The organism is Marinobacter sp. (assembly GCF_052094685.1).
Taxonomy (GTDB): Bacteria; Pseudomonadota; Gammaproteobacteria; order Pseudomonadales; family Oleiphilaceae; genus Marinobacter.
This window is the reverse complement of sequence record NZ_JBQDKB010000014.1, coordinates 44,748-59,371: the sequence shown is the minus strand read 5'-3', so window position 1 is coordinate 59,371 and position 14,624 is coordinate 44,748. Positions and strand designations below refer to the sequence as shown.

The window sequence follows — 14,624 nt, the reverse complement described above, 5'->3', positions numbered from 1 at the left end:
GTGTGTTTTTGGATTTGTGGGGGTGGGTTGGGGGGGTGTTTTTTTTTTCTTTTAAACACTCAGCGTGTGATTGTGGGGGGGGGGGGGTGTGGGGGGGGGGGGGGCAGTTTTAACCCCCAAAACCAACACCCCCACAACCCTACCCCCGGCTCTCCAGCACATCATAAATAACCGAAAGCACCACATCAACCTGCTTCAAAATATCGTGGTTCCAAAACCTCAACACTTCAAATCCCTGAGAACGCAACCAGGCATCTCTTTCCTTGTCGCCTTGGGAATCATTATGCTGCCCGCCATCGGCTTCAACGATCACCCTTGAACCAAAATGCACGAAATCGACGATGTAAGGCCCGAGTGACTGCTGCCGCCGGAAGCGCTTGCCGTTCAGGCGATAGGCGCGCAGGTGGAACCAAAGACGCTGTTCCGCATCGGTCATGTTTTGGCGAAGGTGTTTTGCGAATTGAGCTTGGTTCATTTTGCCATCCTTGGCTGAGTTTGGTGATTGTTGTGCGTAGCACCACCGCATCCCCCTCTCCCCAACCCCTCTCCCGCAAGGGGTGAGGGGCTTTTACCACAGGCACCAGACTGGCGGAAGTTCACTGAACACCCTCAGATTCTAGGTGTGTAGCTCCCCTCACCCTTCACGGGAGAGGGGCCGGGGGAGAGGGAGCAATGAAGCGGCGGGCCCACAAGGGCCAACATCCTTTTCGCCCCTCGCCCCTAGCGGGAGAGGGGTTGGGGAGAGGGGGGCAAAAAAACGGCGGCCCGTAAGGGCCAACTTCCTTATTTAAATATAAGGAACCAAAGACTCCCCATACAAATGCAAATCCTCCAATACCTGTTGCCTCTGCGGCGTCAGCTCCGGATCACTCGCAAGCCTTTGCAACTCAAGCCCAAATGCCTCAAGCGACAACCAACCTCTTTTCGGAGCCATCAACCGTTGGGTACGAAACTCTTCCCAGCGCTCCATCTCCTCACCCGTTAACGAATCCGGATAATTACGAGCGCGATAGCGAAATAGCAATTCTTGCAGGCGTTCGTCTTTAAACCTAAATGTCTCCTCCACCAATAACTCCGGCGGGGTTTGCAGCACGCGGTTCAACTCACTGCGATCTGCAGGCGAGATAAAACCACCCGCGTAGAGCTGTTCGTCTGGGTCTGTCAGGTCGCCTTCATGTGGCTGTCCGAATGCTTCGGCAATTCTCTCCGGCAAGCCAGGGGCTTTTCTCAACATCGCTAAATTGGCACGAAGGGTAGCGCCATCCAGCTCCAGCGCTTGTAGCCGCTCGGCAGAAAGCGTAGAGAGTATAGTTGCCGGCGCAAGCACCGGGCATTTATTCAGCTGCACGCCTTTTAGCGGGAACCGACTCTTTTCACCAAGTTGCGCCTGGGATGTGAATACCCGTTCGCGAATCTGCTCGGGTGTGGCGTTAATCAGTTCGCTTGGGTCTTCCCGCAAATCGTACACAATCACCAGGTTTTTGTTGCTGGGGTGGTCCGCAATGGGTGCAACCATGGCGCAACAACCGCGAGTGGCGGGGTATTTGGCGGAGATATGGAACACCGGCTTTATAGCTGCGGTATCCAACATGGCGCGGGCGGAATGCTTGTCCTTATTGTTCAGAACAAAATCAAACAGCTTCGGTTGTTTTTCCTTGATCAGCTTCGCAACAGCTAGAGTAGCCTCCACATCCGACATGGCATCGTGTGCGGCTTCGTGGGCAATGCCGTTGGCGGTGGTGAGTGCTTCCAGTTTAAAGCTGGGGCTACCATTTTCCTTGCGCGGCCAGTTAATGCCTTCGGGCCGCAAGGCGTAGGTCAACCGCACCATATCGATAATGTCCCAACGGGAATTGCCGTTCTGCCACTCCCGGGCGTATGGATCTTGCAGGTTGCGGTACAGGGTGTGGCGAGTCACTTCATCGTCAAAGCGCAGGCTGTTGTAGCCCACCACACAAGTCCCTGGCTGGCTGAACGCTTCGTTTATCTGAGCGATAAACTCCGTTTCTGGGTAGCCATCCGCCATCGCTTTTTGCGGCGTTATGCCAGTAATCAAGCAAGCTTCCGGAGAAGGTAGGTAGTCGTCGGTGGGTTTGCAGTAAATAACCAGCGGGTCTTCGATAATATTCAAATCCGCATCGGTTCGCACGCCGGCAAACTGCGAGGGCCGGTCGTGAACCGGGTCGACACCAAATGTTTCGTAGTCGTGCCAATAAAACGAACGGATCAAAAGAAGACTCCTGCCTTGTAAATCATTAGATTCAGGAGTCTAACAAAATCAAAAGAGGTTGGTACCCATATCGACTTGGTGGGTGCGTAGTCGATCTACGCCGCCGTTTACAAAAGCCTCAAGACCAACGGTCATATTGGTAGGCAAATTTATAAACACGCCTTGGCCTACATTTATAGTATTGGCACCATCCAGGCTTTGCCAATCCATCTCTTCACGCTGAAAACCGATAAAAAAACCATCGGTAAATCCGTTGTTCTCACCGCCCACGTTAATAGAACGCAAATTCGTTAACGGCGCGCAGTTCGTCCCCGAAACACAGCTGCCTGGCGATATACCCATGTGGGATGCCCGTTTATTGGTGGCTACGCCGGCGCTGTCCATTAGCACCGCGTCGTACGTCGCCCCGGTATTATCCTCAAACTTAAGGCCTATATCCCCACTAAAGCTCGTGGTATGAGAAGAAACCGAACCCCGGGCCTGCTCAAAGCCCATGCGAAAACCCGCTAGCCCAGCGCTGTCCTCAGCCAGTTCGATATAAGGTTTTCGTGCTTCGAAGGGAATAGCATCGCCAGCATTGTAGGTAACGCCGTTAAACTGCTCACCATCAACACGAGCAATATGGCCCAGGGCTACATGCTGGGCGGAAAAATCTGTACCGCCACCAATCTGGCCAACCTGCACATCGTCAATGTTCACACGGGTGTCTACATCCATGCCCAATGTCATGCGCGTGAATTCGTGAGCCGCCCCGGTAATATTCTCAACCTGCATAAAGGCCTGCCCTGTTACATCACCCATAGCCGATTCGGAAATGGGTTCCAGTTCAGCTTGGGCAACAGGCACCATACCTAGGCAGAACGTGATGAGGGCAGCGTATCCATACGCGTGATGTCTCATAGCAATGTCTCGGATTAAGGGTTTAAAGCCGTTTTATTTTCTACACATACACTATAACGGAGGCATCTCGGGCTATAGAGTGAGCCTAGTCACAAACCCGAACAACAAAACGTTACACTACAACTGCTTTAAGCTACAAAAAGGTGTCGTTTACGTGTACACATGCAAGCTTGCTGTTATAATCCGGGAATCGTTAGTCATTCCCTGCCGGCCATAATTATGACCACCCGCATACTCATCTGCGACGACTCCGCACTTGCCAGAAAACAGATGGCCCGGACCCTACCCACTGGGTTAGCGGACCAAATTCTGTTTGCCAATAACGGCGTGGAAGCCCTTGAAATGCTGCGCGCGCAGCAGGCCGACTTGATGTTTCTCGACCTCAACATGCCACAAATGGACGGCTACGAGGTTCTGGAACACATACGTGCGGAAGACCTGCCCATCATGACCATTGTGGTTTCTGGCGACATACAGCCAGAAGCCCAAGAGCGGGTACGCAAGTTGGGCGCCATCGATTTTATAAAAAAGCCCACAGACATCGGGGTTGTTCTCGGCCTGCTTGCGGATTACGGCTTCTACCGCCCTGGTGATCTTGAAAGTACTGCTCTAAACGATGGTGAACTCAACCCCGGCGACGAATCCCAGGCGCGAGAAATTTCTGTCTCACTGAACGACTACCTGCAGGAAATCTCCAACGTCGCCATGGGGCGCTCGTCTGATCTGCTTGCACGGCTGCTGCGGGTATTCGTGAAGCAGCCCATCCCGAAAGTCGACTTTATTGCCAACTCCGAACTCCACATGGCCATTTCTGCCGCCCACAACAGTGATACCTACTCCGCCGTGTGCCAAGGTTTCACCGGTGCGGGTATTGCCGGCGAAGCGCTGCTGCTGTTTGCAGACGCCAGCTTTCGGGAAATGGCCGAACTTCTCCACTACGATACCCTAGAGGGCGAATCCGTAAACGTGGAAGTGTTGATGGACATGTCCAGCATCCTGTTTGGCGCCTTTCTCAAAGGTATTGGCGATCAACTGGATCTCCAACTCGGGCTTGGTCATCCCAGCGTACTGGGCCAGCACCAGCAGATTACCGAGTTGCTGGAACATCAAAACTCCCGGAACGAGCAACTTTTGTGTATTGAAATCAGCTATACGCTGGAGGATAGGAACATACAATGCGACATGCTGGTGCTGCTCACGGAAGATTCTGTGCCCTTCCTTGAACAACGTCTTCAATACCTGGTGGATTAAACCGTGGCGATAAACGAACTTGAATCCCAATCGTTCCACTGGCTGGTTAGCATGCTGGAATCCGTTGAGGTTGGCCTGGTAGTGCTGGATCTGGATTTTCGGGTGCAGGCCTGGAACGGCTTTATGGAGAACCACAGCGGCATCACCGCCAGTAAAATCCGAAACCGGGTGCTGTTTGAGCTATTCCCCGACATCCCGGAGGCCTGGCTTACCCGCAAAGTGGACGCAGTGGCATTGTTGAATACCCGGGCATTTACTTCCTGGGAACAACGCCCCTACCTGTTCCAGTTCCGCAATACGCGCCCTATTACCGGAACCGAAGATTACATGTTCCAAAACCTCACCATCAGCCCGCTTACAGGCAGTACCGGGCAGGTCGAGAAAGTATGCCTTATGGTATACGACGTAACCGACATTGCCACGGGCAAGCGGGCCTTGGAACGAGCCAACGAGCAGCTAGCCAAACTCAGCATGACCGATCGGCTAACCGGCCTGCTCAACCGTGGCACATGGGAGAACCTGGTAGATGCAGAGTTTGAACGATTCCGCCGCTATGGCCAGGCAACCAGCCTTGTGATGTTTGATATCGACTTCTTCAAAAAAGTGAACGACAACCACGGCCACTTGGCCGGGGATGAAGTTATCAAACATACCGCTGATACCGCTAGAAGTAATTTACGGCAATCCGACAGCATTGGCCGTTATGGCGGTGAAGAGTTTGGAATTGTATTGCCGGAAACCGATGCAGAAGGCGCTCGCATAATATGTGAGCGAATAAGGGAGACCATTGAACAAAGCGTGGTTCAAACCTCCGCTGCGCCTGTTCGCTATACCGTGAGTGTAGGTATTGCACAACTAACCGACAAACCAAAAAACCATATGAAGTGGATGCAGCAAGCAGACGAAGCACTGTATGCCGCAAAGAAAAGCGGAAGAAACTGCGTGGTTGTATCTGAATAACCTTCTGTACGAACAAAAAAGGGCCAGATGATTCTCTCATCTGGCCCTTTTTTAGTTTCGGCTGATCAGTCTTGCTGCCAGCTCTGCACCGCTTCTTTGCCGTGCTTTTGACGCCACTCGTTCAGAACCTTGTGGTTGCCACCACGGGTTTGAACTTCGTCACCTGTGTGCGGATTCTTATAGGTTTTCATAGGGCGCTTGGCACGGGTGCCAGTGCCGCTTTCAGCCTTGGCTCCTACAATGGAAGGATCAATCGCTGCCAGAATCTGAAGTACGTGCTTCGGAGACTTATCATACTCTGCCATCAGCTCACGAATGCTGTTCTCAAATGCCAGCTCGTGCTTCAGGGCTTGATCTTGCTCCAGTTGATTAATCTCGGCTGCAAGCTTTTCCATAAGCTGCTTCTTCTGGTAGTAATCGTTAATCTTTGCCATGGAATTGAAACCTTATTTTATCTGCGGTTAACATGTGGCTTCTAAAACTTAAACCGTGTTAAACAGCTCAAGAGCTTGCCAAAATCCATGGAGATAATAAATCATCAAATTACATATGGCAAAGACTATTCATTTACCAGGCTTTAATAAATCAATAGTTTCGTTTAAATATCTTCTTAATTGGGTATCAATATGCTCGGATAATTCAACTCAACCAGGCATTGCTTAAATGCCAACTTTGCCGGTTCATCCCCGTGCACAATACGGATCTCAGACGGCTTTTTGGGAATACCTTCAATAAAGCGGATTAAATCCGATTGCCCAGCATGGGCAGAATAGCCACCCACCTGATGCACCCTAGCGCGTATATCAAACCGCTCCTTATCAAGTTCTACCCAGCCTCCCCGGGAGCCATAAGTAAGAATATCCCGCCCTGGCGTTCCCGCTGCCTGATAGCCCACAAACAACACATCATTTCGGGCTTCACCAAGCATCGCCTTAAGGTAATTAACCACCCGGCCCCCAGCGCACATGCCAGAACCCGCCAGCACCACACAAGGCCGATGAGAGCGAGCAAGGTATTCAACGGCATTCAAATGATCCTCGTGGGAGTCGATCACCGTTAACTGCTCAAACGAAAGCGGGTGCCGGCCCTGACGCACCAAATCCGCCGCTTCTGAATCCCAGAACGGCTTCAGCTTGCGATAGATATCTGTGAACTTCGCCGCTAGGGGCGAATCCACCACAATTTCCAAATCATCCCAAACCAAGCCATCCGCCACAGACTGGCCCTGAAATTCATGGATCAGCCCTTCAATCTCATACAACAACTCTTGAGTACGCCCAATGCTGAATGCAGGAATCAACACAGTGCCACCGTCTGCCAGCGCATTCTCCAGAATCGCTTTCAAGCGATAGCGCCGTGCTTCCCGGCTCTCGTGATCCTTGTCGCCATAGGTGCTCTCAATCACCAAACGATCTGCCCGCTCCGGCGATGTTGGCTCCTGCAGCAAAGGTGCATGGGGCGCGCCCAAATCGCCACTAAATACCACACGCTCCCGCTCGCCACCGGAAACCGCCTCGCACTCAACATACGCCGAACCCAAAATATGCCCGGCCCGCTGAAAACGAACACAGAGCAAATCCTCAGTCTCCGCAAACACCTCATGCCACTGCCCATAAGGCACAGGCACAAGCCGGGAACGGATCAACCCAAGCACCCGCTCAATCAGTGCCCTGTCTCGGGTAAAGCCAATCCTCAGGGCATCTTCCAGAATTTCCGGAAGCATAATAGCGGAGGGTTCCGAACAGATAATCGGCCCCTCAAACCCCGCCGCTAATAAATACGGAATACGGCCCACGTGATCAATGTGCACGTGCGTCACAACCAAAGCGCGAATATGCTCAATGGGAAAATCAACGGAGAGATCAGAAGAGGTAGCGCTGTCGCCTTTTTCCTTGCCCTGGAACAGGCCGCAGTCAATCAGAATGCCAGCGGGAGCGTGGGGCTCACAATGGAGAGTTAGTTCGTGGCAGGAACCAGTGACGCCAGTGGTGGCGCCGTGGTGGGTTATGTTTATCATATTCAACAGTCCTTGTTGAAAGCGTTAATCAAACCGGGAGGCGATGCACCTTCCCAGTGTTCTCATGAGCAGCCGTTACATCATGGCCGCCGTTGCACCAAACAAGATCGGCCACATTGCCATTCGGCGTAAACCCAGTTGGGGCGCTTTTCAGGGTTTCAACGATCTGCTTACAGTTGAACTCCTGGCTAGCCCGCCTAAGCTGGTCTAATACAATTTCCAATTCCTCCCACGGCATAGACACCTCTCGCGCCATCATAATGCGTGGGTGGGAAGTACCTTGAGGATCATCACCAACCAACAACTCCTCAAACAGTTTTTCGCCTGGCCGTAACCCAGTGAAAACCACTTCAATGTCGCCCTCCGGCTGATCTGGCGTTTTCTCCACAAGCCCCATCAGGTGAATCATCTTGCGGGCTAAATCCGCAATCTTCACCGGCTCGCCCATATCCAGCACAAACACCTCACCGTCACGCCCCATGCTGCCAGCCTGCAACACCAGCTGGCTGGCTTCTGGAATGGTCATAAAGTAGCGAATGATGTCCTGATGGGTAACCGTAATCGGCCCGCCATCGCGGATCTGATCACGGAACAAAGGCACCACCGAGCCGGAGGAACCCAACACATTGCCAAACCGAACCATGGAGAAAATCGTTTTGTTCTGCCGCTGCGCCAACCCCTGCAGCACCAGCTCCGCCATACGCTTGCTCGCGCCCATTACGTTGGTAGGACGAACGGCTTTATCGGTAGAGATCAAAACAAACCGCTCCACACCCGCCGTAATAGCAGCCTCCGCCGCGTGCAGTGTACCAAAGGTATTGTTCTGAACGCCTTCAATCACATTATGCTCAACAAGGGGTACGTGCTTGTAGGCGGCTGCGTGGTAAACCGTTTGAATACCGAAACTACGCATGACCGTTTCACACCGGCGACGATGAACCACACTACCCAGAAGGGGATGGATCTCCACGTTAAGCCCATCAACCCGGTTAATCGCTTGCAGCTCCCGCTCAATGGCGTAGAGGGAGTACTCAGATTGCTCAAACAGAACCAGAACTTTGGGCCGATGGTGAATAATCTGACGACAGAGCTCGGAACCAATGGAGCCACCCGCGCCGGTTACCATCACCGCTTTGTTATAAAGACTAGCAGCCACCTGGGCGTTATCTGGCCGAACCGGATCCCGGCCCAGCAGGTCTTCGATTTCCAAATCGCGAATATCGTTAATCCGCGCCTGGCCCGCCACCAGCTCACTCATGGAGGGAACTGTTTGAACAGGCAGTTTCAAAGACTCCAGGCGATTAAGTAATTGCCGACGATCAACCTGCTTATCCGCATCCAGTGCCAGCAACAAACGCTTTACACCGTGGATGCGCACAGCCTCCTCAAGTTGATCCAGGGCAAGCACGGGCACCCCCGCAATAAGGGCTTTGTGGTTGGCAGGCAACAAACCGATAAGTACCACGGGATGGTACTCTGTGCCCTCTTGCAACGCTTTGACAAGCTGGGCACCGGTTTCACCGGCACCCACAATGGCCACCCACTCCTTGCCCCGATTAGAGGTGTGATGCACCAGCATGCGCACACTCATTCGGCTGCCGCCCACGAAGATGAATGCCAAAGCGGCATAAATGATCGGAACCGAGCGTGGAACCGGTACCTGGAGGCTGTAGCCGAGAATGATCAGTAACAGAGCGGAAGCCCCAACACCCATGATTATGGTTAGGAAGGCTCGGTCGCTCATGTAGCGCACAACTGCGCGATACAGGCCAAGGCGAACGAACACGCCGAGAGTGCAAACAACCGTGAGTGCAGTCACCATCAATTGCCCCTGGTTAGGTAACCAGAGACTCTGCTCTAAGCGCAATGCAAACGATGCCCATAGGGCAAAAGAAAGCGCTAGCGCATCTACCAAAACAGAAACGATGCGCTTCTGAAAGCGTGGCAGCGTCAGAAACTGCTTGAACATATTTTTTAATCCCTCAAAAGTATTAAGCCCGTTTAATCAGGGCACTCCATCCCGCAACCAAGCCACACAGCTCATCAGATCCAATATGACCATTGGAGCCAATACCCAACAACTGCAAGTCCAACCGCCCCGCCGCCTGAATGGCCTCTGAATACGCTTTGCAAACCCGCTCAGCATTGTCAGCCGTGCCATCCGGAAAATTTACCCTATCACCCGGTATACACAGCCTATTAAATAAATGCTAATTCATGAAAGAACTGTAGCTCTGGGTTTCATCTCAGAAGGGAATCAATCACTCCCAAACAAATCCCGCGTATAAACTTTATCTTTCACATCCGCCAATTCTTCCGCCTGCCGATTGGCCAGAATCACATCGGTCTCGGCCTTGAACGCCTCCAGATCCTTCACTACCCGGGAGTTAAAGAACTCTTCCTCCTCCAGAACAGGCTCATACACAATAACCTCAACACCCTTCGCCTTGATGCGCTTCATCACGCCCTGCATGGCACTGGCGCGGAAGTTATCAGAGCCGGTTTTCATAATCAGCCGGTACACACCCACCACCTGCGGCTTACGGCTCAAAATGTCGTCGGCAATGAAATCCTTGCGGGTACGGTTGGCATCGACAATGGCGCGGATCAGGTTGTTGGGCACCTCTTCGTAATTGGCCAGCAGTTGCTTGGTGTCTTTCGGCAGGCAGTAGCCACCATAACCAAACGACGGGTTGTTGTAGTGGTCACCAATACGCGGGTCCAGGCCAACGCCCGTGATAATCTGGCCAGTGTTCAACCCGTGGCGGGCAGCGTAAGTATCCAGCTCATTGAAGTAGGCCACGCGCATGGCTAGGTAAGTGTTGGAGAACAGCTTGATGGCCTCGGCCTCGGTGCTGTAAGTGAACAGAACCTGCGCATCGTCTTTAACCGCACCCTGCCTTAACAACCCGGCGAACACCTCGGCCCGCTCGGAACGCTCGCCCACAATAATGCGCGAGGGGTAAAGGTTGTCATGCAGCGCCTTGCCTTCCCGCAGGAACTCCGGCGAGAAGATAACGTTGTTGGTCTCAAACCGCTCGCACACCTCAGCGGTATAGCCCACGGGCACCGTGGATTTGATCACCATCACCGCCTGGGGGTTAATGGCCATCACGTCCTGGATGACAGATTCAACCGTGCTGGTGTCAAAGTAATTGGTTTTCGGGTCGTAATCCGTGGGTGTGGCAATCACCACGTAATCCGCACCCTGATAAGCCAGCTCTTTGTTCAGCGTGGCGGTAAAGTTCAACTGCCTGTTGGCGAGGAAGTCGGAAATGTCTGCATCCACAATCGGGCTTTTGCCGCTGTTCAGCAGGTCGACTTTGCCAGGATCAATGTCCAGCGCCACCACTTCGTTGTGCTGGGCCAGGAGTACAGCGTTGGAGAGACCTACGTAGCCGGTTCCGGCGATGGCAATTTTCATCAGTGTTCCTTGTTTTCTTTGTATGCTTTATACCATTCAACAAATCGTTCAATGCCCAGTTCTATCTCGGTTTCTGGCTTGTACCCGACAGCCTCTTCCAACCGACCGCTATCCGCATACGTGCGCTCGACATCGCCCGGTTGCATATCCAGCATGATTTTGTCAGCGGTTTTGCCGGTAGCCTTTTCGATGGCCTGAATAAAACGTGAGAGCTGAATGGGTTCGTTGTTTCCTATGTTAAACAGATTGTATGGAATGCTACCGGTTGGCGCTTCGTCCTGAATGCGAACCACCCCTTCAACGATATCGTCTATGTAAGTGAAGTCGCGCATCATTTTGCCATGATTGAACACTTTGATTGGTTTATCTTGCAAAATGGCCTCGGTAAACAACCAGGGCGCCATATCAGGGCGGCCCGCTGGCCCATAGACGGTAAAAAAGCGCAGACCGGTTACAGGCAGCTTATAAAGCTTGGCATAGCTATGAGCCATCAATTCATTGGACTTTTTAGTGGCAGCATAAAGTGACACAGGGTTATCTACCTGGTCCTCTTCAGCAAACGGAATTTTGTCATTCATTCCGTATACCGAACTGGAGGATGCATATATCAAGTGCTCCACCTTGTTATGGCGGCAGCCTTCCAGCACGGTCATCATGCCTACCAGGTTGCTATCAACATAGGCGAAAGGGTTTTCGATGGAGTAGCGCACACCTGCCTGGGCCGCCAGGTGAATAACCCGGTCAAACTTCTCTGCTGCAAAAAGAGCCGCCATACCTTCACGATTTGCCAGATCCAACTCTACAAATGTGAAGTTCTCATAAGGTATCAGTTGATTTAAACGGTAGCTTTTCAGTTCCGGCTCGTAATAGTCATTGAGGTTATCCAAGCCTACAACCTCATGACCTTGTTCCAACAAGCGCTTGGCCGTGTACATGCCTATGAAACCAGCGGCACCTGTAACCAGGTATTTCCGTGTCATAAAACTGCCTTCAGACTAATAGATTAAAATTCGTCTATCGGGGTCAACAGGAAAGCGCATTGTAATAGCGACCCTGGAGAGAAGAAACGATTAAAGCAGCCCTTCTGCCTGCTCAAAAATACGCTGAAGATGCTCTTGCCCCACAAAACTCTCCGCATAAATCTTGCAGAGGTCCTCGGTGCCACTGGGGCGTGCTGCAAACCAACCATTTTTTGTGGTGATCTTCAGGCCTCCAATCGCTGCACCGTTGCCGGGCGCTTCGGTGAACACGCCCTGCACCGGGTCGCCGGCTAACTCAGCAAACGGTACGTCTTCCGACTTTAAGGCTTTCAGGCGCTGTTTCTGCTCCGCCGTGGCGGCAAAGTCTTTGCGTTGGTAATGCGGGGCACCATGCTGCTCTGTCAGCACCTGATAATACTCACTGGGCAGCTTGCCGGTTTTAGCCGTAATCTCCGCTGCCAACAGGCACAGGATGATGCCGTCTTTGTCGGTACTCCAGGGTTTACCATCAAAGGTCAGGAAACTGGCCCCGGCACTTTCTTCACCCCCAAAGGCCAGTTGGCTCTGGTGCAGGCCTTCCACAAACCATTTGAACCCCACCGGCACTTCATACAGTTCCCGGCTATTAGCGGTCACAACCCGATCAATCATCGACGACGAAACCAGGGTTTTTCCAATGGCCAAGCTAGCCGGCAACTGTTTGCGGTGCTTCAGCAAGTAGTCCACGCATACCGCCAGGTAATGGTTCGGGTTCATTAATCCAGCGGTATCAACAATGCCATGGCGGTCGGCATCCGGATCATTGCCGAACGCCAGGTCGAACCGATCTTTAATTTTTAACAGATTGGCCATAGCCGCAGGGCTGGAGCAGTCCATGCGAATCTTTCCGTCATGATCCGGCGGCATGAAAGCAAACGCTGGATCCACAGTGCGGTTAACCACTTCCAGCTGCAGACCATAGTGCGCAGCCACGGCTTCCCATACGGCCAGTGCTGAGCCACCCATAGGGTCCACACCCAGTTTCAGGCCGCTTTGGGCAATGGCGGGCATGTCCACGACCTCACCCAGGGTTCTCACGTACTCGCTCACGTAATCCCAATTCTCGGCTTCTGCCACCGCAATGGACCAGGATGCGGTGCGAACCTCGGCCAGGCCAGCCGCCAGCAACTCGTTGGCGCGATTTTCAATCCAGCTCGTGGCATCCGTATTCGCCGGCCCTCCGTCTGGGCCGTTGTACTTGATGCCGCCGTCTTCCGGCGGGTTGTGGGACGGAGTAATAATCAACCCATCCGCCTGTTCTGCTGTTCCAGTCGCGTTATGGCGCAAAATTGCATGGGACACCAATGGTGTCGGCGTATACCCTCCAGCCGAGTCCACGCGCATAGATACACTGTTTCCTGAAAGCACTTCCCGTACTGACTCCATCGCCGGCCCGGAAAGCGCGTGAGTATCTTTACCCACATACAGAGGCCCGGTAATACCTTGCCTGCGACGCCAACCCACTACCGCCTGGGTAATGGCCAGAATATGATCGCGATTGAAACTACCTTTCAGCGAACAACCCCGGTGGCCAGATGTGCCAAACACGACTTTCTCTGAGACCTCACCGGGGTTCGGGGTGCGTTCAGTATAGGCAGCTAGGACCTTGCTAATTTCAGACATCTTTTTCCTTTTGAAGCTACGACGCTAGAGCCAGAGTTGGTACTTTCTCAAATTGGGGGAGAAGACTGCGAAGAGTGGAGAGAGGGGTAATGGCAAAAAGTATCTTTATCGCAAGCTTGCCACAAACTCCGAAAAGGCGCCGCCCAACTCCGTATGCCGGCAGCCGTAGGTTACAAAGGTCTGCATATACCCCTGCTTGTTACCGCAATCGTGCGAACGCCCTTGGATATGGAACGCCTCTACCGGCTCCTCGTCCATCAACATTCCAATGGTGTCCGTTAGTTGAATCTCGTTACCGGCTCCCGGCGGGGTCTTTTCCAGCAAATCCCAGATACGGTCGGACAATACATAGCGGCCAACCACAGAGAGATTTGAGGGGGCCTGATCCACCGACGGCTTTTCAACAATAGCGGTCATGGCCGCCGACTTGCCCGCTTGCAACTCCGAGCCGTTGGTATCCACCACACCATAGCTGGGCACCTTCTCCATGGGCACCGGCTCCACCAACACCTGGCTGGCGCCAGACTCGTTAAAGCGTCTTACCATGGCCGCAAGGTTGTCGCAGGATAGGTCGGATTCGTGATCATCAATCAACACATCCGGCAACACCACGGCAAACGGTTCATTACCCACGGCCGGACGGGCGCAGCTGATGGCGTGACCGAGACCTTTGGCTTCGCCCTGGCGAACGTGTAACAAGGTGACGTCGGCCGGGCAAATGGATTGAACCTCTTCCAACAGTTGGCGCTTAACCCGCTTCTCCAACATGGATTCCAGCTCAAAACTGGTGTCGAAGTGGTTCTCAATGGAATTCTTACTGGCGTGAGTCACCAGCACGATTTCCTTGATACCTGCTGCGATGCACTCGTTTACCACATACTGAATCAGCGGCTTGTCGACAATTGGCAACATTTCCTTGGGGATAGCCTTGGTAGCTGGCAACATGCGTGTGCCCAAGCCCGCGACCGGGATAACTGCTTTGCGAACTCCGTTCATTCAAAACTCCTGGTTATTTGTTTCTTCAGCAACTGGCAAGTGCCTGTCTCTATCAGCCAGGAAATCAGATACCTCCTCATCTGCAGCTGGGCTATGGCCGTTGTTCAACATATCTACTTGCTGTGGACTTACGTCCAGAGCCGCCACTTCATTGCATAGGGCAAATAGAACTGTCTTGCAGAGGCCCAAGCCCAATTAGCCGGC

12 protein-coding genes are annotated in these 14,624 nt (G+C 52.9%); 2 read left to right on the top strand and 10 right to left on the bottom strand.

Annotated elements, in window-relative coordinates:
* Positions 1-139: 139 nt before the first annotated feature.
* The 3 genes from ACTH3S_RS05115 to ACTH3S_RS05105 all read right to left on the bottom strand — a co-directional run bounded on the left by ACTH3S_RS05115 (position 140) and on the right by ACTH3S_RS05105 (position 3,130).
* Entirely contained in the window at positions 140-475 is a 336-nt protein-coding gene (locus ACTH3S_RS05115) for an endonuclease domain-containing protein (protein WP_441807947.1), read from the bottom strand.
* Positions 476-787: 312 nt separating this feature from the next.
* Positions 788-2,230, bottom strand: coding sequence for an exodeoxyribonuclease I (sbcB, locus tag ACTH3S_RS05110; protein ID WP_441807946.1), 1,443 nt, complete (start codon positions 2,228-2,230; stop codon positions 788-790).
* 48 nt (positions 2,231-2,278) lie between these two features.
* Positions 2,279-3,130: a hypothetical protein gene (locus ACTH3S_RS05105; protein WP_441807945.1), complete on the bottom strand. Its 852-nt coding sequence runs from the start codon at positions 3,128-3,130 to the stop codon at positions 2,279-2,281.
* A gap of 219 nt (positions 3,131-3,349) precedes the next feature.
* Between ACTH3S_RS05105 and ACTH3S_RS05100 the strand changes: the two genes are divergently transcribed.
* Both ACTH3S_RS05100 and ACTH3S_RS05095 read left to right on the top strand, forming a co-directional pair.
* The gene (locus ACTH3S_RS05100; RefSeq protein WP_441807944.1) at positions 3,350-4,381 is read left to right on the top strand and encodes a response regulator; all 1,032 of its coding nucleotides are present in this window, start codon (positions 3,350-3,352) and stop codon (positions 4,379-4,381) included.
* Positions 4,382-4,432: 51 nt separating this feature from the next.
* A complete protein-coding gene (locus tag ACTH3S_RS05095) occupies positions 4,433-5,341 on the top strand; it encodes a diguanylate cyclase (RefSeq protein WP_441807951.1) in 909 nt (302 codons plus the stop codon).
* Between the two features lie 65 nt (positions 5,342-5,406).
* Here ACTH3S_RS05095 and ACTH3S_RS05090 read toward each other — a convergent pair whose 3' ends face one another.
* From ACTH3S_RS05090 to galU, 7 genes are all read right to left on the bottom strand, one after another.
* Positions 5,407-5,775 carry a histone-like nucleoid-structuring protein, MvaT/MvaU family gene (locus tag ACTH3S_RS05090; RefSeq protein WP_441807943.1) on the bottom strand — a complete coding sequence of 123 codons (369 nt, stop codon included), beginning with the start codon at positions 5,773-5,775 and terminating at the stop codon, positions 5,407-5,409.
* A gap of 176 nt (positions 5,776-5,951) precedes the next feature.
* Positions 5,952-7,358, bottom strand: coding sequence for an MBL fold metallo-hydrolase RNA specificity domain-containing protein (locus tag ACTH3S_RS05085; RefSeq protein ID WP_441807942.1), 1,407 nt, complete (start codon positions 7,356-7,358; stop codon positions 5,952-5,954).
* A gap of 28 nt (positions 7,359-7,386) precedes the next feature.
* On the bottom strand, positions 7,387-9,327 hold the full coding sequence (locus ACTH3S_RS05080) for a polysaccharide biosynthesis protein (RefSeq protein ID WP_441807941.1): 1,941 nt from the start codon (positions 9,325-9,327) through the stop codon (positions 7,387-7,389).
* Positions 9,328-9,615: 288 nt separating this feature from the next.
* Positions 9,616-10,782, bottom strand: a complete 1,167-nt coding sequence (locus ACTH3S_RS05075; RefSeq protein WP_441807940.1) for a nucleotide sugar dehydrogenase — start codon at positions 10,780-10,782, stop codon at positions 9,616-9,618.
* Entirely contained in the window at positions 10,782-11,762 is a 981-nt protein-coding gene (locus tag ACTH3S_RS05070) for an NAD-dependent epimerase (RefSeq protein ID WP_441807939.1), read from the bottom strand. The genes ACTH3S_RS05075 and ACTH3S_RS05070 overlap by 1 nt, the downstream gene beginning before the upstream one ends.
* Positions 11,763-11,852: 90 nt before the next feature.
* The gene (gene pgm / locus ACTH3S_RS05065) at positions 11,853-13,424 is read right to left on the bottom strand and encodes a phosphoglucomutase (alpha-D-glucose-1,6-bisphosphate-dependent) (protein ID WP_441807938.1); all 1,572 of its coding nucleotides are present in this window, start codon (positions 13,422-13,424) and stop codon (positions 11,853-11,855) included.
* A gap of 105 nt (positions 13,425-13,529) precedes the next feature.
* Positions 13,530-14,420 (bottom strand): UTP--glucose-1-phosphate uridylyltransferase GalU, encoded by an 891-nt coding sequence (galU, locus tag ACTH3S_RS05060; protein ID WP_441807937.1) that lies wholly within the window; start codon positions 14,418-14,420, stop codon positions 13,530-13,532.
* Between the last annotated feature and the right edge of the window lie 204 nt (positions 14,421-14,624).

What these genes read in the sequence shown, in the direction of transcription:
- ACTH3S_RS05080 (WP_441807941.1), bottom strand. Translation starts at nt 9,327, where the DNA reads ATGTTCAAGCAGTTTCTGACGCTGCCACGCTTTCAGAAGCGCATCGTT.
- ACTH3S_RS05105 (WP_441807945.1), bottom strand. Translation starts at nt 3,130, where the DNA reads ATGAGACATCACGCGTATGGATACGCTGCCCTCATCACGTTCTGCCTA.
- pgm (WP_441807938.1), bottom strand. Translation starts at nt 13,424, where the DNA reads ATGTCTGAAATTAGCAAGGTCCTAGCTGCCTATACTGAACGCACCCCG.
- ACTH3S_RS05085 (WP_441807942.1), bottom strand. Translation starts at nt 7,358, where the DNA reads ATGATAAACATAACCCACCACGGCGCCACCACTGGCGTCACTGGTTCC.
- ACTH3S_RS05115 (WP_441807947.1), bottom strand. Translation starts at nt 475, where the DNA reads ATGAACCAAGCTCAATTCGCAAAACACCTTCGCCAAAACATGACCGAT.
- galU (WP_441807937.1), bottom strand. Translation starts at nt 14,420, where the DNA reads ATGAACGGAGTTCGCAAAGCAGTTATCCCGGTCGCGGGCTTGGGCACA.
- ACTH3S_RS05070 (WP_441807939.1), bottom strand. Translation starts at nt 11,762, where the DNA reads ATGACACGGAAATACCTGGTTACAGGTGCCGCTGGTTTCATAGGCATG.
- ACTH3S_RS05100 (WP_441807944.1), top strand. Translation starts at nt 3,350, where the DNA reads ATGACCACCCGCATACTCATCTGCGACGACTCCGCACTTGCCAGAAAA.
- ACTH3S_RS05075 (WP_441807940.1), bottom strand. Translation starts at nt 10,782, where the DNA reads ATGAAAATTGCCATCGCCGGAACCGGCTACGTAGGTCTCTCCAACGCT.
- ACTH3S_RS05090 (WP_441807943.1), bottom strand. Translation starts at nt 5,775, where the DNA reads ATGGCAAAGATTAACGATTACTACCAGAAGAAGCAGCTTATGGAAAAG.
- ACTH3S_RS05095 (WP_441807951.1), top strand. Translation starts at nt 4,433, where the DNA reads ATGCTGGAATCCGTTGAGGTTGGCCTGGTAGTGCTGGATCTGGATTTT.